This is a genomic window from Mesorhizobium sp. BR1-1-2, from assembly GCF_020165435.1.
GTDB lineage: Bacteria > Pseudomonadota > Alphaproteobacteria > Rhizobiales > Rhizobiaceae > Mesorhizobium.
The window spans coordinates 145828-163582 of record NZ_JAIUID010000001.1 but is presented as its reverse complement, the minus strand read 5'-3'; the positions used below and the strand labels follow the sequence as shown (position 1 = coordinate 163582).

Below are 17755 nucleotides of genomic sequence, written 5' to 3'. Positions count from 1 at the left end.
CCTCAATTCTTGTTGCCGGCCGAGCGCAGCCTGCCGATTGTGCCGGTCGTGCTCTTGCCGGCGACGAGATCGACCAGGACCACGCGCCCGCCGGCTTTCTGCACCACGTCCGCGCCGACCACGGTATCGACTGTGTAGTCGGCGCCCTTGACCAATATGTCGGGCAGAAGCGCCTCGATCAACGCCAGCGGCGTGTCCTCGTCGAAGACCACCACCGCGTCGACAGACGCGAGTGCCGCCAACACGCAGGCGCGGTCGTGCTGGTCGTTGACAGGCCGTTCCGGACCCTTCAGCCGGCGCACCGAAGCATCGCTGTTGAGGCCGAGCACCAGCCGGTCGCACTGGCTGCGCGCCGCGTGCAGCAGACTGACATGACCGGCATGCAGGATGTCGAAACAGCCATTGGTGAAGCCGACGCTCAGGCCCTCTTCCTTCCAGGCCGCGACCATGCGCGCGGCCGATGCGGCGTCGAGAATGGCATCCTTGTGGGCGGTCGGTCCGTGCGAGCGGAACAGTGCGCCGGTGAGTTCCTCGACCGTCAGCCGTGCGGTGCCGCGCTTTCCCACCACAACGCCGCCGGCGGCATTGGCGATGGAGGCGGCCGCGGCCGGATCGGCGCCGGCGGCAAGCGCCAGCGCGAAGGTCGCGATCACCGTATCGCCGGCGCCCGACACATCGAACACTTCACGCGCCTGGGTGGCGATGTGGCGCGCCTCCGCCGGACTGACGACGCTCATGCCTTTCTCGCTGCGCGTGGCGACGACGAAGTCGAAGCCATGCGCGTCAAGCAGTTCGCGCGCCGCGGCCACGATCTCGTCATCGCTGAACACCGGCCGTTCGACCGCTTCGCCGAGTTCCTTGCGGTTGGGCGTGATGGCGGTCGCCCCGGCATAGCGTGCATAATCGCGGCCCTTCGGATCGACCAGCACCGGCTTTCCCGCCTCGCGGCAGATCGCGATCAATTCGCCGGCGACGCCTTCGAGCAGGATGCCCTTGCCGTAATCGGACAGGATGACGATGTCGGCGCGCGCCAGCGCGGTGCGGAAATGCTGGACCAACGCCGCGCGTTCCGCCGCACCGAGCGGCCTGATCTCCTCCTCGTCGAAGCGCAGCACCTGCTGGTTGAGCGCGCTGAAGCGGCTCTTGGACGAGGTCATGCGGCCGCGCTCCCGCGCCAGGCCCGTCGTGTCGGCGCCAAGTTCGCCGAGCATACGCACCAGGCTGTCGCCTGCCGTATCGGAGCCGATCACCGAGACCGGAATGGCGGCGGCGCCGAGCGAGATGATGTTGGCCACGACATTGCCGGCGCCGCCCATGGCCAGGCTCTCGCCGCGCCCATGGAGCACCGGGATCGGCGCTTCCGGCGAAATCCGCTCGATGACGCCGTTGACGAAACGGTCGAGGATGAGATCGCCGACCACCAGCACGGTGGCCTGGCCGAAATGCGCGATGGCGCGATGCAGGGGTTCGGGGGAAAGTGGATCGTGCTTGATCATGTCACTGGCAACGCGCGCAAAAACCGGTTGTGAAGATGCATCGGGGACAAATTGGCCGGGACCGGTCGTTCATGGCGATGCCGATATACCGCAATTCGAGCCAGCGCAACGCCGGCTGGCCTCGTCAGCTCTTCTGCAAGGCGACATGGACGCCGAGCCCGACCAGCACGGCGCCGCCGGCCCGCTGCATCATGCGCTGCGCGCTGCTGGAGCGGCGCAGCCTGCCGATTACGGCACCAGCCAGGAACACGCAGACGATATCGGCCGAGGAGAACATCAGATTGACTGTCGTGCCCAGCACGACGAATTGCAGCCAGACCGGGAATGCGGCAGAGGCATCGATGAACTGGGGCAGGAAGGCCATGAAGAAGATCGCGGTCTTCGGATTGAGCACCTCGACGGCGATGCTCTCGAAAAAGGCGCGGCGAGCCGATTTCCGCTCGATCGCCGGCAGTGCCATGTCACCTTCCGCGCGCTTGCGGAACAGCGACACACCGAGCCAGATCAGGTAAAGCGCGCCGACGAGCTTGACCGCCATGTAGAGCGGCGGCACGGCGTGGAAAAGCACCGACAGTCCGGCGGCGGCGGCAAAGACATGAACATAGCCGCCCAGATGAATGCCGAGCGCTGCCGTCAGGCCGGACCAGCGGCCGCGCGCCATCGTTTGCGCGGCGGCATAGAGCATGGCCGGGCCCGGAATATAGGCGAAGATCGCCGTGGTGGCGAAAAATGCGATGAGCAGTTCGGTCGACGGCATTCATGGCCCCTGTGATGGCGCCCGGCGGCGCGAGCCGACTGAAGCGGCAGCTTTGCGGCGCCACTGTGGCGCGCTGCGCCGCGCAAGGCAATCGCGGCGGGTTTCGCCCATCCTTCGTGCCGACATCGGGGGGCCGCCCCGCCACCCTGCTTTGTCGACAGCCTCGCAAGCCTCCCTTATAAGGACCGGAATCGCAAGCAACCAGAGGGCGTTCATGATCATCGTCACGGGCGGCGCCGGCATGATCGGCGCCAACATCGTCGCCGCGCTCAATGCCGAGGGTCATGACGACATTTTGGTCGTCGACGACCTTACCGATGGCCACAAGATCGCCAACCTTGCTGACTTGCGGATCGCCGACTATCTCGACAAGGGCGATTTCCTGGCCCGCCTCGAGGATGGCGGGCTCGGCCGCATCGAGGCCGTCTTCCATCAGGGCGCCTGCTCGACCACCACCGAATGGGACGGCAAGTTCATGATGGAGGTGAACTACGCCTATTCGAAGCGGCTGCTGCATGCCTGCCTGGCGCTGCGCGTGCCCTTCCTCTACGCCTCCTCGGCGTCGGTCTATGGCGGCGGCTCCGAGTTCCGCGAGGACCCGGAGCTTGAGCGGCCGCTCAACGTCTACGCCTATTCAAAAAAGCTGTTCGATGACTATGTCAGGCGCAATGTCTTCGATACCGATCATTCGCAGGTCGCGGGCCTGCGCTACTTCAACGTTTATGGGCCGCGCGAGGCGCACAAGGGCGCTATGGCCTCGGTCGCCTTCCATCTGTTCAACCAGGTCGGGCGCAGCGAGAATCCAAAGCTGTTCGGCGCCCATGACGGCTTCGGTCCCGGCGAGCAAAGCCGCGACTTCATCCATGTCGGCGACGTCGCCGATGTCAATCTGTGGCTGTGGAAGCGCGGCGCGAGCGGCATCTTCAATTGCGGCACCGGCCGGGCGCAACCCTTCCGCGCCATTGCCGAAACCGTCATCGAGGCGCTGGGCAAGGGCGAGATCGAGTACATACCCTTTCCCGACCACCTCAAGGGCAGCTACCAGAGCTTTACGCAAGCTGATATGTCGCGTCTGCGCGCGGCCGGTTACAATGGGCAATTCCGCAACGTCGAAACCGGCGTCAGAGACTATGTCGAATGGCTGAAAGCCCAGCGATCCTCGTGATCGGCCCACGCTGGGTGGGCGATATGGTGATGGCGCAGTGCCTGTTCTCGGCGCTGAAGGAGCTCCATCCAAATGCCGCGATCGACGTGCTGGCACCGGCGTGGGCGGCCCCTTTGGTCAAGCGTATGCCTGAGGTCCGCCAGCAGATCGATTTCCCCCTGAAACCCGGCGCCCTCGAATTCACGCATCGCCGCCGTTTCGGCCGCCTGCTGCGCGGCCGTTACGACAGCGCCTATATCCTGCCGGGCAGTTGGAAGTCGGCGCTGATCCCGTTCTTTGCCCGCATTCCACGCCGTTTCGGCCATCTCAGGGAAATGCGCTACGGCCTGTTGACCGATATCGTTCCAATGCCGGAGGCCGTGAAACGGCGCACGGCGCAGGCCTATTTCGGCCTTGCGCGGGGTGGCGGTTTCCAGGCGCCTCATCTGACGGTGGACACCAACAACCAGGCCGCCCTGCTCGACCGTTTCGGCCTGGGGTCGCAGAAATTCGTGGCGCTGATGCCGGGTGCCGAGTTCGGCCCGGCCAAGCGCTGGCCGAGCGAACACTATGCCGGCCTTGCCCGGGAGTTCATGGCCAGAAGGTTCAAGGTCGCGCTGTTCGGGTCGAAGAACGACCGCGACGTGACCGCGGAGATCGCCGCCCTCGCTCCTGGCGTGGTCGACCTGGCCGGCCGGACACGGCTGGAGGACGCCATCGACCTGATCGCGGCCGCCGGGCTGGCGGTCTCCAACGACAGCGGGCTGATGCATGTTGCGGCGGCGGTCGGTACGCCGGTTGTCGCCGTCTATGGTTCGACCTCGCCACAGAACACGCCGCCGCTGGCCGAACGGCGCGAACTGGTCTGGCTCGGCCTGTCCTGCTCGCCCTGCCACCGCAAGATCTGTCCGCTCGGCCACCTCAATTGCCTGAAGACGCTCGAGGTCGCACGGGTCATGGCGGCGGCGGACCGGCTGCTGGACATCCCGGCCGCCGCATGAAGGTGCTGATCGTCAAGACATCGTCGATGGGCGACGTCATCCACACATTTCCGGCGCTCCAGGATGCGCGCCGCGCACGGCCCGATATTGCGTTCGACTGGTGCGTCGAGGAGCCTTTCGCTAGCATCGTCGCGCTGCATCCCGCAGTCGGCACCATTCACACGGTCGCCATCCGGCGTTGGCGAAAACATCTCTTCGATAGGGCCACCTGGCGCGAGGCGACCGTCTTGCGACGCGCCTTGCGCGCGTGCCGCTACGATCTGGTCATCGATGCGCAAGGCCTGTTGAAGTCGGCGCTGCTGGCCAGGCAGGCGAAGGCGCCGATCGCCGGCTTCGACCGCTCGAGCGCGCGCGAGCCTTCGGCAACGCTGCTTTACGATGTCGGCCACGCCGTACCCCGCAACCTCCACGCCATCGAACGGACACGGCGGCTTTTCGGGCTGGCGTTGGGCTACCAGCCCGATCTTTCGATGCTGGATTCGGGCATCGTGCCGCCGCCCGGCAATCTGACCGGCATAGCCGGCAAAACGGCCTTCCTGCTGCACGGCACCAGCCGCGAGGACAAGAAGTGGCCGGTTGAAGACTGGATCGAAATCGGCCGCCTGCTGGTTGAGCGGGGCATGACGCCTGTCACGACCTGGTCGAACGAGCGCGAACAGGCGGTGGCCGAAGCGATCGCCGGGGCCGTGCCGGCCACGAACATCGTGCGTAAATCCCCATTGGCCGACATCGCGGCGATGCTCGGCCGCTCGACACTGGTGATCGGCGCCGACACGGGGCTGACCCATCTCGCCAGCGCCTTCGGGCTGCCGACGGTCGCGGTGTTTTTAGCGACGGAGCCGGGTTTAACCGGTCCACGCGGGCCGTATGCATCGACGCTGCTGGCCGCGCCGGGTGGGCGGGTGACGCCGGCGGAGGTGGTGGCTGAGGCTGAGAGGCTGATGGAGCACCAGGGTGACGCCGCCGCTGGCAAGAATTGATCTATCCAATCGGAAAGCTGGCGCTGCCAATCTTGGCTAAAAACGCGCAGATCAGCGCCCCTCGAGCTCCTTAAATAAACTGCACCTGGACGATCTCGTAGCCCCTTGCACCACCCGGCGCATTGACCTCGATGGCGTCGCCGACTTCCTTGCCGATGAGCGCCCGCGCGATCGGCGAGGAAATCGAGATGCGGCCGGACTTCACGTCCGCCTCCTGATCGCCGACGATCTGGTAGGTCTTCTTCTCCTCGGTGTCCTCGTCGACCAGCACCACGGTGGCGCCGAACTTGACCTTGTCGCCGCTGAGCTTGGTGACGTCGATGACTTCGGCCCGGGCGATGAGATCCTCAAGCTCGTTGACACGGCCCTCATTGAGGCTCTGCGCCTCTTTGGCGGCATGGTATTCGGCATTCTCGGACAGGTCGCCATGCGAGCGCGCTTCGGAGATCGCCTCGATGATGCGCGGCCGCTCCTCCTGCTGGCGCCAGCGCAGTTCTTCCTTCAATGACGCGAACCCCTCGCCTGTCATCGGGACCTTGTTCATGATACCTGACCTTTCCTGCCGCCACCCCCGTCTTTCGGGGAAAGCCTTGTCGATGGTGCAAAAAGAAAACGGTCCGGCAGCCTTGGGCTAACGGAACCGTTCACCGCAATTTCCCTGAATATAGCAATCTTTGCGGGGTTTTCACGTCCAAAAATCGGTTTCTGAAGAAATCATCACCGTTTTCGCGCGCACCGTCGCAGGAGCCGGCATGGCAACAAAAAACCGGCCGTGATTGCTCGCGGCCGGTTCGAAAGGCAATGAAGGATCAGCTCCTCATGAAATGATCGATCTGTTCGGCCAGCATGCCGTATTCGCGCGACCCTTTGCCGGCCCGCTTTTCGATCTCCATCAGCTGTTGCTGGGCGCCGGCCAGGTCTCCGATCTGGAGATGGGCCTCGCCAAGATATTCGCGCACCAGCGTGTAGTTGGGGTCGATGCGCAGCGCTTCCTCGTAATAGCCGAGGCCAACGGCGACGCGGCCGGAATGGCGGTGCGAATAGCCGAGATAGTTGAGGATGCGCGGGTCCTGCTTGTTGGCGGCGAGGCTGAGCACGGCGATCGCTTCGTCATAGCGGCCGGCCATCGCCAGGTCATGCCCGGCATCATAGATGCTGTCGTCGTCCAGCATGCCTTCCTGGGGTGCGACGCACTTGTTCTTCTTCTTGTCCCAGACCATGCCTTTCTTGCATTTGGTAGTCGTACTGGTGTCGTTACCGCTGCCCGCGGCAAACACCGGAACGGCAAGGAACTGCAGGGCGAGAAGCGCGCTCGCCGCCTGGATCAGCACTCTTTTATGCATCGGAGCCTCCTGGAGGGTGAGAATGCAACACTAACGCAGCGTGTCGGCGGTTTCATCCCGGAAAAAAGCACGGGGCTAACATGAGGTGACGGATGCTTGAAATCCGCTATCATCGGCGGCGATGAAAGCTGAGCCAGCGGAGACCGCCAGTGCAGCGACGGCTTGAAAAGAACTGGGATCTGACGATCGGACCCGACACCGTGCGGCTGCTCATCCTCAAATGCAAGGCGCTGAGCGCCGCCGTCAATGAAGACTATGCCGACGGCGCCGAACACGAAATCGAGTTCGACGGCGACACCCGTGACAATCACCACCATGACGGACTCGCCGAGGAAAGCTCGGAAAACCTCACCGAAGAGGAACTGCGCGAGCTGATCAACGACCTCAATGTCGACGAGGCAGCCGAACTCGTCGCGCTCGCCTGGGTCGGCCGCGGCGACTACGACGCCTCGGAATGGGCCGACGCCGTCGCCGCCGCCCGCGAGCGCGCCAACAGGCACACGGCCAAATACCTGCTCGGCTTGCCGTTGCTCGCCGATTGGCTGGAGGAAGGGCTGGAAGCGATCGGCGCGTAACGCGCCGGTAACCGATTGTGATCGGGCCTAAGCGCCCTTCCAGGCAACTTCGGGCATCCCGGCACCGTTTCGGAGCGATGGCAACACTGAGCTTTTCCCGAAAATACAGGATTGCATTGTTCATGGTCGTGGCAGCCCTGCTGGTGACGCCGGCCGATGCCAAACATCGTCACAGGCATCACGAGCCACTTTCACCACGGGTGGAACAGCCGCTGACGCCGCGGGTCGACCGGCCGCTGAAACCGCGCGGCGAAAGGCATCGCAAGCCGAAGCCGGCACGGCAGAGGACGCAAAATCCTATCCCGGTACGTGCGGATGTCCCAGTGCCTGAACCGCGCCCCGCTGACACGCCAGAGGCGACAGAACCGAACACGCAAAATCCAGCCGCAACATCCGACCGGTTCCAGGACGAAGGATCGCCTCAGAAGCAACAAGCCCGGCCCGAGCCGCCAGCCGATGCGAAAAGCGAACCGGAGCCGCCAGCCGTGGCGCCGACGCCGACACAAAGGCCTGAGACTGGGGAACCGGAGGTTGAGCCGCCGGCCCTCGCCCCGCCACCGCCGCCAAAACCGGCGGACGCGGACAAAAAGGAGATGCTTCCCGACCCGCGTTCGGCTGACCTGCCCGACGCGAAAATGCCTGCCGAGGAAGTCGCCTGCCGCGAGCGGCTGAGGGGTCTCGGCGTCGAATTCGAGGAGCACAAGGCGGAAAGCGATCGCGATATCGGCTGCTCGATCCCCTATCCCCTGGTGCTGAACAGCCTTGGCAAGTCGATCGCCATTGCCCCGGGCGCCGAGCTCAATTGCGCAATGGCCGAGGCGGCGGCACGCTTTGCCGGCGATGTCATGCAGCCGGCGGCGAAAGCCGAATTCGGCGCCGACCTGAAATCGATCGGCCAGGCATCGGCCTTTGTGTGCCGGCCACGCAACGGCACGCGCAAACTGTCCGAACATGCCTTCGGCAATGCGCTCGATATCGCCAGCTTCTCACTTGCGGACGGGAGGACGATCGAGGTCGGTCCGGCGCCACCGGACAAGGACGCCAAATTCCTCGACGCGGTGCGCAAGGCCGCCTGCGGGCCGTTCAAGACCGTGCTGGGCCCGGGCAGCGATGCCGATCATTCGCTGCATTTGCACCTCGATCTCGAGCCGCGCCGCCACGGCGGTACCTTCTGCCAGTAGGGCCGGCTCAGAAGCGATGCCGTAATTCGGCCGCAGGCATGAACGCCGGCGCTGATTTTTCCTTTACCGTTGATCGTTAAAATCCCGCCTATCGGGGAAAGGGACTGCCGATGGACGGGATATTTCGTGCCGCGCTGGCGCTTGCGCGGCAATCGAAACGCGCGCGCGCCGCGGCCGGCGGGCTGGCCGCCCTGCTTGCGCTGGCCGCGGTGTCGGCCTGCAACACCGGCAACGTGCTGGCACTGGAGCCGGCCGTCGATGTCGGCGCGCAGACCGCGGCCGTGCCGCAATATTCAGGCATGCAGCGGCTGGTTCCTTCCAATCCCTACATGACGCAGGCCGCCTATCCACGCATGGACGAGCCGATGTCGTCGGTCGAGCAGATGCCTGCCGGCGAGACCGACTGCCGTCAGCAGCTGAGGCGCCTCGGCGTCACCTTCACCGACCTGGCGCCGATCCATGAAGGCCAGTGCGGCATCGACTATCCCGTCAAGGTCACTGCCATCGGCAGCGTCGAGATGAAGCCCGCCGCGACGCTGACCTGCGACATGGCCGCCAGTTTCGCAAGTTGGACGAAGAACGAACTCGTTCCTTCCGCCCGCTGGCGCTACTTCTCCGGCGTCAGGACTATCCACCAGGGTTCCAGCTATTCCTGCCGCAACATCGCCGGCGAAGGCGTGCTGTCGGAACATGGCAAGGGCAACGCGCTCGACGTCATGAGCATCGAACTCAACAATGGCGACGACATCGACGTGCGCAAGCCCGGCCTGTTCGCCTTCCGCACGCGCGGCTTCCTCAACAATGTGCGCGCCGACGGCTGCCAGTATTTCACAACCGTGCTCGGCCCCGGCTACAATTACGACCACCGCAACCATTTCCACTTCGACATCAAGAACCGCAAGAGCGGCTATCGCGCCTGCCGCTGATCCCTTTGCCTGGCGGCGGCTTCGCCGCGTACAGTGATGTCGTAGAACTCGAGCGGCATCGATGAGCCAACGAAGCTTCCGACGACGCGCTGCGACCTGGCTGGTGTTGCTCCTGGCGGCCTATCTGGCGCTGGCCTATGTCGCCGCGCCGGAATTCTGGACGTTTCGCGATCGCGGCTTTCGCAGCCAAAGCTTCGAGATGGTGACGCACACCCCGCAAGGCATTCCGGGCGACCCGATCAATGTCGGCCTGATCGGCACGCAAAAGGAGGTTGTCCATGCCTTCGCCGTCGCTGGCTGGGACACGGCCGACGCCGTGACGCTGAGAACCGCGATCGATATCGGCGAAAGCGTCTTGTTTTCGCGCCCCTATCCGGACGCGCCGGTGAGCCGGCTGCTGTTCGAAGGCCGCGCCCAGGATCTCGCTTTCGAAAAGCCCGTCGGCGTGAGCGCCGACCGCCGTCATCATGTGCGCTTCTGGCAGACCGATGCCACGGGCGACGACGGCCGTCCGCTATGGCTTGGCTCGGCCAGTTTCGACCGTGGCGTGGGCCTGAGCCACGACACCGGCGCCATCACCCATCATATCGGCCCCGATATCGACGCCGAACGCGACTTTCTTATCCGGGATTTGACCACCGCCGGGATGCTGGTTTCAACCAGCGACCTGGAAGGCATCGGCGCCACCACGCACGGACGCAACGGCGGCGGCGACCCCTATTTCACCGACGGCAAGGCCGTGCTCGGCGTGCTGAAGCAACTGCCGTGATGGCTGAAGTCAACTCGTAACGATCACGACCATGCCGAACGGTCCCTGCTCCAGATGCCGGAAGGCCTGCGCCACCTCCTCGAAGCCGAAGACCTTATCGACCACCGGCCGGATGCCGAGCGCCTCGATCGCCCGGTTCATCCGCTCGAAGGCGCGGCGGTGGCCTATCGATATGCCTTGCACGACGATGCGGTTGCGCTGATCGAGCATTTTTCGGCGCCGCCCTGGGATGCCGCCTGACCGGGCCGCATGCGCTGTCATCTTCTTGAAAACTGCTGCTGACTATTTTCCAATCCAGCACGGCAATGCTATTGACCCCTGATGCTGTATGTTGAAATCGCCACCGTGGTCGTCCTCATCTGCGTGAACGGCCTTCTGGCAATGTCCGAGCTTGCCATCGTCTCGTCGCGGCCGGCTCGCCTCAAGGCAATGATCGACCGCGAGGTCAAGGGTGCCGGCCGGGCGCTTGCGCTTGGCTCTAACCCCGGCAAGTTCCTGTCCTCGGTGCAGATCGGCATCACCCTGGTCGGCGTGCTGTCCGGCGCCTTTTCCGGCGCCACGCTCGGCGAAAGGCTGGCGCAATTCCTGGCCGCGAACGGCATCCGCGAAACCATCGCCGATCCGCTTGGCGTCGGCATCGTCGTCGCCATCATCACCTACGCCTCGCTGATCATCGGCGAACTCGTGCCCAAGCAGATCGCGCTGCGCGATCCCGAGCGGGTCGCCGTGCGCGCCGCTCCGGCCATGACCGTCCTCGCCACCGTCTCGGCGCCGCTGGTCTTCCTGCTCGACATTTCCGGCCGGGCCGTGCTTTGGCTGCTCGGCCAGCGCGGCGAGAGCGAGGAGAAGGTCACCGACGAGGAGATCAAGATGCTGGTCGCCGAGGCCGAGCATCACGGCACCATCGAATCCGACGAGCGCCGCATGATCGCCGGCGTCATGCGGCTTGGCGACCGCGCCGTGCGCGCCGTCATGACGCCGCGCACCGAGGTCGACTGGATCAATCTCCAGTCCGACGATGCCACCATCCGCAAGCTCCTGATGGACACACAGCATTCGCGCCTGCCCGCCGGCGACGGCGGCGTCGACGCCATGATCGGCGTCGTCCAGACGCGCGACGTGCTGGCGGCGCTGCTGGGCGGCCGCGCGCTCGACCCGCGGCGCCACGTGCGCGCCGCGCCCATCGTGCACGATCAGGCCGACGCGCTCGACGTGCTGCAGACGCTGAAGGAATCCGACGTGCCGATGGCGCTCGTCCATGACGAGTACGGCCATTTCGAAGGCATCGTCACCCCCGCCGACATCCTGGAGGCCATCACCGGCGTTTTCCGTTCGGACCTCGAAGCCGGCGAGGAGGAGAATGCCGTCAAGCGCGACGACGGCTCATGGCTGCTTGCCGGCTATATGCAAGCCGACGAGATGGCCGAGGTGCTGGGCATCGACTTGCCGGAAAACCGCGACTACGAGACCGTCGCCGGCTATGTGCTGTCGCACATGCACCATCTGCCGGCGACCGGCGAATGCGTCGATGCGCAAGGCTGGCGTTTCGAGGTGGTCGATCTCGACGGCCGCCGCATCGACAAGCTGATCGCCACGCGCCTGCCCAGCGGCCACCGCGAAGTGGTGCGCTGACTGTTCGAACGTCGCCGCGGGCCGAGAGCGGTCATTGGTCGTCGGTCCGCGCCTACTGCTCCGTGAAGGCGCGGGCGAAGGAATCGAGCATCGGCCGCGCGAGATATTCCAGGAAAGTCCGGTCGCCAGTGCTGATGAACGCCTCGACCGGCGTCCCGGGATAGAGCTGTTCGGGCTTCACGCGGGATGGCAGGGCGTCGATCTTCAGCTTCGCTCGGAAATAGGGTTCACGCGTAGCCTCGTCGATCAGCCGATCCGCGGAAACCTGTGTCACGGTGGCTGGAACCTCGGGCGTGAGCCGCGTGTTCAAGGCGGACAATCGCAGTTTCGCCGTCTGGCCGACGCGGACCTGATCGATGTCCTTCGGCCGCAGCTTCGCGTCGACGACCAATCCCGATGCCGTCGGCAGGATCTCCATGATCTTTTCGCCCGGGGCAATTACGCTGCCCTTGGAATTGTAGGTCGACGACACCACGATGCCCGCTGCCGGCGCCTTGATCGTCGTGCGCCGCAGCACCGCCGCGGCCGCCCTGATCTGTTCCTCGATGTCGGCCAAGTTGGAGCGAACCTCGTCCAGCTTCGTCAACGCCTCCTCCACCCGTTGCGTGGTCAAGCGCTCGGTCTGCTCCCGCGCCTCGACGATCTGGGTGCTGGCCGATGCAAGATTGGCCTCCAGCGCCCCCGCCTGGCCGACGAGGTCGGCTTCGCTGCGCAGAAGCTGGGAGTATTCGGTGCGGTTGGTCAGGCCCTTGTCCAAAAGGCTGGTCTTGATGCCGAGCTCCTTCTTCACCACCTCGACCTGCTGCTGGATGGCTTGTTTCTGGGCGTTCAATCCCACGACGGACTGCCGATGCATCGCGACCCGCTGCGCGAGGATGGATCGTTCCGACCGGAACCGGGCGAGCCTGGCGTCGAACTCCTTCTGCTGTTCCCGAACCAGCATTTCGAAATCGTGCTGAAGCGGCGCCGGCGCCGCTGTTGTGATCGGCGCCAGCCTGTCCAGCCCGTCCCGCTCCGCCTCCAGCCGCGCCGCACTTGCGCTGAGTGCGATCGACTGCCTCGTCAGCCGGTTGAGCTCGGCCTGCGCGGCGGTTGGATCCAGCACGATCAGATCCTGCGCCTGCTCCACGCGATCGCCTTCGTGGACCAGCAACTCTTGGACGATGCCGCCCTCGGGGTGCTGGATGAGGATGTTCCCTCCCACCGCCGAGATCGTGCCTTGCGTGATCACCGCGCCGGCCAACGGGGCGCTGACCGCCCAATAACCGAAGCAACCTGCAAATACCGCTATCGCCGCATAGCCGGCCAATGCCACGCGTCCCGTGTCGGTGCGCGGACTGCGTTCCCCGGCGAGGCCCTGCACTGCCATCGTCTACGATCCAAAGCGGTTTTTTTGCGGGGCGCTGCGGATCGTCGTGGCGAACGACCCCGTCACCACCGTATTCTGCTGGGGAGAATTGCCGGCGAGCGGCTGCCGCAGCAAATCGCTGCTCGGACCGAAGGCTTCGATCGCACCGTCGCGCAGCAGCATCACGCGGTCGCAGGCCGCTGCCATCGAAGGGCGGTGCGTGATCACGATCAAGGTAGTCCCTGCCGTACGCGCGGCAGAGAGCACCACTTCGAGCGCCGCCTCGCCGGCGCCGTCGAGATGGGCGTTGGGCTCGTCCAGAACGAGAATTCTGGGATTGCCGTAGAGGGCGCGCGCCAGCCCGATCCTTTGGCGCTCGCCGCCCGACAGCGCCCTGTCAGACGGACCTATCATCGTCTGGTAGCCGTCGCGCTGCGCCAAAATCAGGTCATGGGCCTGGGCACGCTTTGCCGCCTCGACGATCGAGGCATCATCCGCGTCGGGATCGAAGCGGCCGACGTTTTCCGCGATCGATCCCGGGAAAAGTTCCACCTCCTGCGCGAGATAGCCGATATGCCTTCCAAGCTGCTTTTCGTCCCAGGTCCTGAGGTCCGCGCCGTCGATCCTGACCGAGCCGCTGACCGGTTGGAGCGCACCGACAAGCAATCTGGCGAGCGTTGATTTACCGGCTCCGCTCGGGCCCACGATCGCCACCGCCTCGCCGGCCCCGATGTGGAAATTCAGCCTCTTGACGATGGGCTGACTGCCTGGCGTATTTGGCGCGACGTAGATCAGATCCTGCGCCGATATCGCGCCTGACGGATCAGGCAAGGCCAGTTTTTGCGCCCCGGTCGGATGCGACGAAAGGGTCGCCTCCAGGCGTTTCCATGACCGCCTGGCGTCGACGATCTGCCGCCACGAGCCGATCAGCTGGTCGAGCGGCTGCAGCGCGCGCGACGAGACCAGAGAGGATGCGAAGATCATCCCGGCCGTCATCTTTCCTTGCAGGACCAGCCATGCTCCCACACCCAGTATCGCCAGTTGCAGCATCATCCGCACGGCACGCGACGTTCCGCTGAAGATCGCATTGGCCGTCGATGCGCGGTCATGAACGATCAGCGCTTCGGCGACGTGCTTTCCCCACGCCCGCGCGGCGTTCTGGACCATGCCCATGGCGCGCAGCGTCTCCGTGTTGCGGGCAAAGGCCTGCTCCGACTGGCTGGCGACCGCCGAACGTCGTGAAAACAAGGCGTCGTTCCTGCCGACGGCAAGCTGGGTTGCCAGGACCAGTGCAAGCAGCATCGCCACGCCAGCCAGCGTGAGCCAGAACAGCACGGGATGGATCAGGTAGAGCAGGCCGAGGAACACGGGAGCAAACGGCAGGTCGAACAGGACCGCCACGCCGCGCGATCTGATGAAGGCGCATACCGAGGCGAGATCGCGCAATGGCGACAGGCCTGCGGAGGCATGGTTGGGCGCGAGCGAGGCGGCGAACGTCTGCGCACCGAGCTTGCTGTCAATGCTGGCCGCGACGCGCTGCGTGTAAATGGAACGCACTGCGTCCAGAAAACCAAGAAAGGCTAGCGCGAGAACCGCGATGATCGACAGGTAGACAAGCGTCTCAACATTGGAAGAAGGCAGGACCCGATCATACACCTGCAACAGATATAGCGGGATCACCAGCAGCAGGATGTTGATCAGGAACGAGAAAACGCCGACATCGGCGATGGCGCGCCACAAGACCGCCCGCAGACCTGATTCTCCAATCATTTCCCGCATTTCCCTAGGCCGAGTGGTCGCCCGCGACGTCCAACGGGTGGTGCTGCAGGTCATCCAGCGTATAGGCGCGGATGTAGTCGATCTTCATCTCCGCCGGCGTGGCGAGATGGTCGGGAGGCGCGCCGGCAAAGCCGCCCACGGCGAGATCGGCCAGCATGTACATGGGTGTGTGCATGTCGGACGGGGTCGCGGCTTCGGCGACCTTTACGCCGTCATATGTCCAGACGAGCGTATCCGGAGTCCACAGCAGGCCATAGGTATGGAAGCCGTCGGTGTCCGAAACATTCACCGAGGAAGAGACCTTGGTGTGCTGTCCCGTCTCGTTCGTGTGCGCCGTCATGATGAGCGTGTTCGGATCCTGCCCGCGCGCTTCCAGGACGTCCAGCTCCGGCGGCCACGAGCCGTCTTCCGGCAGCAGCCAGAAAGCCGGCCAGGCTCCGGCCGTTTCGGGCAGGTCCGCCCGCATTTCGAAATAGCCGTAGGTTTGCGAGAAGCTTTCGTGGGTCGTCAGGATGCCCGAGGTGTACTCGTAATTGTTGATCAGTGGCTTGATGTCTGCCGGCGACTGCGCCGCTGTGATGGTGAGGACCCCGTTTTCCACGCTGAACGGATGCACTGAACTGGTCGGGCCGTAATTGGCGTCGATGTACCATTGCAGCTCCCCATTGCTGCTCAACGTGCTTCCGTTCGGCGCACCCCACCAGAAGTTGGAATTCCAGGTGCCGTCATGGCCGTTCCAAAGGCTGAGCGTGTTGAAGTCGTCCGAAAAGGACAGCGTCATTCCGGACTTGTCGATCGGCAGTTCGAACTGGCTGGGCGCCAGCTTGTCCACCGTCGTGTTGTTGAACACCAGCACCTCGTCGGATCCGAGGTTCAACAAGAGGTTCGCTCCTGCCTGGGTCATATGGGCCTTGACGTCATCAAACGACATGAAATCGTAGCCATTGAGGCGGACTGTGTCGTCCGCGCCGAAATCGGTGATCAGGTCGCTTCCGTTGCCCTTGGTGATGATGAAAGTGTCGGCGCCGCCGCCGCCAATCAGCACGTCGTTGCCCTGGCCGCCATCCAGTGTCTGATGGCCGGAGCCGCCCCTGATAATGTTGTCCAACGCATTTCCAAACGCATAGCGATTAGCGCCGGTGACGACGAGGTTCTCGAAATTTTCGGGGAGCTTGTAGCTCATCCATGTGTCGATCGTGTCGATGCCAGCCCCGGGATCCTCCACCACCTTGTTGTTGGTGGAATAGAGGTGGTAATAGTCGTCGCCCGCCCCGCCATAGATGGTGACGTTGACGCTGGCGTCTCCCCAGAAGGAATCGTTGCCGGAGGTGCCGTGCAGTTCCGGCCCCGATCCGGTCGCCGAGAACCAATGGGTGGACGTGCCCGTATAGGGGAGAGGAATGCCTTTGGCGTTCACGACGGTGCTCATCAGGAAATCCTTTCCTCGCGCCTGTTCAGGTCATTCGAAACGGCAACCGCTCACGGAGCAACGTTGCCATGCACGATATCGTTCCAGGAGCTTGCCACACAGTTCAGCATTACATCGGCTGTTGGATGATATTTTTTGATGCGGAAGCACTACAGGCCAGAAAATGGTCTATGGATCGTAATGAAATCAGTAAAACTTTTAATAAAACTCTCACTATACCGAGAAAAATGGCGATATACTTTCCGCCACGCCTGGCGTAGGTCAAAAAAGGCAATTCCGGCTTTCTGGCGGGCCGTAATATTGCCGCTCTGGAGCAATGGGCGAATTCCAGGGCTGGCGCATCGAGCGAGGGAACAGGCCTCGGGCCGGCAGCGCGGTGCCCGCTATTTGTCTCAGGGGAAGACCCTCAAACCGCGGCTTCGATCGGTTCGGAAAGCTTCGGATTCGAGCGCGAGGCGATCAGGCAACTGGCCACGATGAGGCCCGCTCCCGCCAGCGTGGTCCAGGTCACCGCCTCGTCGAAGAAGAACCAGCCAAGCGCGATCGCCCAGATGAAGGCGGAGTATTCGGTCGGGATCAGATATTGCGCTTCGGCGCGCGCGTACGCCCAGCTCATCAGGAATTGGCCGGCGAGCGAAAGCGCCGTCACCCCGGCGAGAGGAAGCCAGAGCTCGCTCGGCAGCGCAACGGCAAGCCAGGGCGCCGCAAGACCGAGGATGACGGCAACGCAAAGGTTCTGGAACAGCATGATCTCGATCGGCTGGGCCAGCAGCGCCTGTTGCCGCGCGAGGATCAGATTGTAGGCGTAGAACACCGTCGATACCAGCACGGCGGCGGTGCCGAGCAGGGCATCCTCGGCATAGGTCGCATGCCCGAACTGTCCGGCTATTATGATCGCGACGCCGGCAATGCCGGCCAGCGATGCCCAGATCGCCTGTCGTTGTATCCGTTCGCCCAGCAACAGCGCGGCCAGCAGGAGCGCAAACAGCGGCGCCACGAAGCTGAGACCGATCGCCTCCGCCAGCGGCAGCCTGGCAAGGCCCCAGAAAAACGACAGCAGGACAATGCCGACGACAACGGCACGCAGCGCGTGCAGTCTCAGCACGGAAAGGGCGGGAAACGCGCGCGACCCTGCCGACCAGCCGGCGCCCGCGACCACGGTCGCCAGCATGCTGCGCCATAGCACCGTGTTGTAGACACCCACGGCAATGACCAGGACCTTCATCGCCGCATCCATTCCCGACAGAAGGAAGATGCCGAGCGCGCACACCAGCACCGGGATCATGGGGGAAACGACGCCTGCCAGGCTGGACGACTTCACGGGGCTTTTGCTCATGTGATGGAACGCAGCCGGATATATCAGGGCAGAATGGCCGAGCCAGATGGCAGCTCCGC

At 64.3% G+C, this 17755-nt stretch carries 18 protein-coding genes; 9 read left to right on the top strand and 9 right to left on the bottom strand.

Features of this window, described 5'->3' with window-relative positions; all coding sequences use genetic code 11:
- Window positions 1–2: 2 nt before the first annotated feature.
- Complete coding sequence (gene rfaE1, locus LB551_RS00830; RefSeq protein WP_224657872.1) at window positions 3–1496, bottom strand: D-glycero-beta-D-manno-heptose-7-phosphate kinase; 1494 nt, start codon at window positions 1494–1496, stop codon at window positions 3–5.
- Between the two features lie 124 nt (window positions 1497–1620).
- Window positions 1621–2253, bottom strand: a complete 633-nt coding sequence (locus LB551_RS00825) for a LysE family translocator (protein WP_224657871.1) — start codon at window positions 2251–2253, stop codon at window positions 1621–1623.
- Window positions 2254–2467: 214 nt separating this feature from the next.
- Here LB551_RS00825 and rfaD point away from each other — a divergent pair, with 214 nt between their 5' ends.
- The 3 genes from rfaD to waaC are packed head-to-tail and all read left to right on the top strand — an operon-like array spanning window position 2468 to window position 5378.
- Window positions 2468–3418 (top strand): ADP-glyceromanno-heptose 6-epimerase, encoded by a 951-nt coding sequence (rfaD, locus tag LB551_RS00820; RefSeq protein ID WP_224657870.1) that lies wholly within the window; start codon window positions 2468–2470, stop codon window positions 3416–3418.
- Window positions 3391–4398: a lipopolysaccharide heptosyltransferase II gene (gene waaF / locus LB551_RS00815; protein ID WP_224657869.1), complete on the top strand. Its 1008-nt coding sequence runs from the start codon at window positions 3391–3393 to the stop codon at window positions 4396–4398. The genes rfaD and waaF overlap by 28 nt, the downstream gene beginning before the upstream one ends.
- Complete coding sequence (gene waaC, locus LB551_RS00810; protein WP_224657868.1) at window positions 4395–5378, top strand: lipopolysaccharide heptosyltransferase I; 984 nt, start codon at window positions 4395–4397, stop codon at window positions 5376–5378. Before waaF ends, waaC begins: the two co-directional genes overlap by 4 nt.
- A gap of 70 nt (window positions 5379–5448) precedes the next feature.
- Here the strand turns inward: waaC and greA are convergent, their stop codons facing one another.
- Window positions 5449–5922: a transcription elongation factor GreA gene (greA, locus tag LB551_RS00805; protein ID WP_008877613.1), complete on the bottom strand. Its 474-nt coding sequence runs from the start codon at window positions 5920–5922 to the stop codon at window positions 5449–5451.
- Between the two features lie 265 nt (window positions 5923–6187).
- Entirely contained in the window at window positions 6188–6721 is a 534-nt protein-coding gene (locus tag LB551_RS00800; protein WP_224623723.1) for a tetratricopeptide repeat protein, read from the bottom strand.
- Window positions 6722–6870: 149 nt separating this feature from the next.
- On the opposite strand from LB551_RS00800, the gene LB551_RS00795 reads away from it, so the two are divergent.
- The 4 genes from LB551_RS00795 to LB551_RS00780 all read left to right on the top strand — a co-directional run bounded on the left by LB551_RS00795 (window position 6871) and on the right by LB551_RS00780 (window position 10172).
- Window positions 6871–7296 carry a DUF3775 domain-containing protein gene (locus LB551_RS00795; protein WP_140549913.1) on the top strand — a complete coding sequence of 142 codons (426 nt, stop codon included), beginning with the start codon at window positions 6871–6873 and terminating at the stop codon, window positions 7294–7296.
- 17 nt (window positions 7297–7313) lie between these two features.
- Window positions 7314–8477, top strand: coding sequence for an extensin family protein (locus LB551_RS00790; protein WP_411970918.1), 1164 nt, complete (start codon window positions 7314–7316; stop codon window positions 8475–8477).
- 110 nt (window positions 8478–8587) lie between these two features.
- On the top strand, window positions 8588–9403 hold the full coding sequence (locus tag LB551_RS00785) for an extensin family protein (protein WP_224657867.1): 816 nt from the start codon (window positions 8588–8590) through the stop codon (window positions 9401–9403).
- Between the two features lie 61 nt (window positions 9404–9464).
- Window positions 9465–10172: an LssY C-terminal domain-containing protein gene (locus LB551_RS00780; RefSeq protein ID WP_224623726.1), complete on the top strand. Its 708-nt coding sequence runs from the start codon at window positions 9465–9467 to the stop codon at window positions 10170–10172.
- Between the two features lie 9 nt (window positions 10173–10181).
- Here the strand turns inward: LB551_RS00780 and LB551_RS00775 are convergent, their stop codons facing one another.
- Window positions 10182–10382, bottom strand: coding sequence for a zinc-binding dehydrogenase (locus tag LB551_RS00775; protein ID WP_224657866.1), 201 nt, complete (start codon window positions 10380–10382; stop codon window positions 10182–10184).
- A 111-nt stretch (window positions 10383–10493) separates the two neighbouring features.
- Here LB551_RS00775 and LB551_RS00770 point away from each other — a divergent pair, with 111 nt between their 5' ends.
- On the top strand, window positions 10494–11804 hold the full coding sequence (locus LB551_RS00770) for a hemolysin family protein (protein WP_224657865.1): 1311 nt from the start codon (window positions 10494–10496) through the stop codon (window positions 11802–11804).
- A 52-nt stretch (window positions 11805–11856) separates the two neighbouring features.
- Here LB551_RS00770 and LB551_RS00765 read toward each other — a convergent pair whose 3' ends face one another.
- From LB551_RS00765 to LB551_RS00755, 3 genes are read right to left on the bottom strand one after another with little or no spacing between them, the layout of a single operon-like run.
- The gene (locus tag LB551_RS00765) at window positions 11857–13173 is read right to left on the bottom strand and encodes an HlyD family type I secretion periplasmic adaptor subunit (RefSeq protein WP_224657864.1); all 1317 of its coding nucleotides are present in this window, start codon (window positions 13171–13173) and stop codon (window positions 11857–11859) included.
- Between the two features lie 3 nt (window positions 13174–13176).
- Window positions 13177–14922, bottom strand: a complete 1746-nt coding sequence (locus LB551_RS00760) for a type I secretion system permease/ATPase (RefSeq protein ID WP_224657863.1) — start codon at window positions 14920–14922, stop codon at window positions 13177–13179.
- Between the two features lie 13 nt (window positions 14923–14935).
- Window positions 14936–16360: a family 16 glycosylhydrolase gene (locus tag LB551_RS00755; protein ID WP_318012707.1), complete on the bottom strand. Its 1425-nt coding sequence runs from the start codon at window positions 16358–16360 to the stop codon at window positions 14936–14938.
- A gap of 68 nt (window positions 16361–16428) precedes the next feature.
- Here LB551_RS00755 and LB551_RS00750 point away from each other — a divergent pair, with 68 nt between their 5' ends.
- Complete coding sequence (locus LB551_RS00750; RefSeq protein WP_224657862.1) at window positions 16429–16620, top strand: hypothetical protein; 192 nt, start codon at window positions 16429–16431, stop codon at window positions 16618–16620.
- Between the two features lie 146 nt (window positions 16621–16766).
- Here LB551_RS00750 and LB551_RS00745 read toward each other — a convergent pair whose 3' ends face one another.
- On the bottom strand, window positions 16767–17696 hold the full coding sequence (locus LB551_RS00745) for a DMT family transporter (RefSeq protein WP_224657861.1): 930 nt from the start codon (window positions 17694–17696) through the stop codon (window positions 16767–16769).
- Window positions 17697–17755: the final 59 nt, after the last annotated feature.

What these genes read in the sequence shown, in the direction of transcription:
- LB551_RS00785 (WP_224657867.1), top strand. Translation starts at nt 8,588, where the DNA reads ATGGACGGGATATTTCGTGCCGCGCTGGCGCTTGCGCGGCAATCGAAA.
- LB551_RS00760 (WP_224657863.1), bottom strand. Translation starts at nt 14,922, where the DNA reads ATGATTGGAGAATCAGGTCTGCGGGCGGTCTTGTGGCGCGCCATCGCC.
- LB551_RS00750 (WP_224657862.1), top strand. Translation starts at nt 16,429, where the DNA reads ATGCACGATATCGTTCCAGGAGCTTGCCACACAGTTCAGCATTACATC.
- LB551_RS00775 (WP_224657866.1), bottom strand. Translation starts at nt 10,382, where the DNA reads ATGCTCGATCAGCGCAACCGCATCGTCGTGCAAGGCATATCGATAGGC.
- waaC (WP_224657868.1), top strand. Translation starts at nt 4,395, where the DNA reads ATGAAGGTGCTGATCGTCAAGACATCGTCGATGGGCGACGTCATCCAC.
- rfaE1 (WP_224657872.1), bottom strand. Translation starts at nt 1,496, where the DNA reads ATGATCAAGCACGATCCACTTTCCCCCGAACCCCTGCATCGCGCCATC.
- LB551_RS00745 (WP_224657861.1), bottom strand. Translation starts at nt 17,696, where the DNA reads ATGAGCAAAAGCCCCGTGAAGTCGTCCAGCCTGGCAGGCGTCGTTTCC.
- LB551_RS00800 (WP_224623723.1), bottom strand. Translation starts at nt 6,721, where the DNA reads ATGCATAAAAGAGTGCTGATCCAGGCGGCGAGCGCGCTTCTCGCCCTG.
- waaF (WP_224657869.1), top strand. Translation starts at nt 3,391, where the DNA reads ATGGCTGAAAGCCCAGCGATCCTCGTGATCGGCCCACGCTGGGTGGGC.
- greA (WP_008877613.1), bottom strand. Translation starts at nt 5,922, where the DNA reads ATGAACAAGGTCCCGATGACAGGCGAGGGGTTCGCGTCATTGAAGGAA.
- rfaD (WP_224657870.1), top strand. Translation starts at nt 2,468, where the DNA reads ATGATCATCGTCACGGGCGGCGCCGGCATGATCGGCGCCAACATCGTC.
- LB551_RS00755 (WP_318012707.1), bottom strand. Translation starts at nt 16,360, where the DNA reads ATGAGCACCGTCGTGAACGCCAAAGGCATTCCTCTCCCCTATACGGGC.
- LB551_RS00765 (WP_224657864.1), bottom strand. Translation starts at nt 13,173, where the DNA reads ATGGCAGTGCAGGGCCTCGCCGGGGAACGCAGTCCGCGCACCGACACG.
- LB551_RS00770 (WP_224657865.1), top strand. Translation starts at nt 10,494, where the DNA reads ATGCTGTATGTTGAAATCGCCACCGTGGTCGTCCTCATCTGCGTGAAC.
- LB551_RS00825 (WP_224657871.1), bottom strand. Translation starts at nt 2,253, where the DNA reads ATGCCGTCGACCGAACTGCTCATCGCATTTTTCGCCACCACGGCGATC.
- LB551_RS00780 (WP_224623726.1), top strand. Translation starts at nt 9,465, where the DNA reads ATGAGCCAACGAAGCTTCCGACGACGCGCTGCGACCTGGCTGGTGTTG.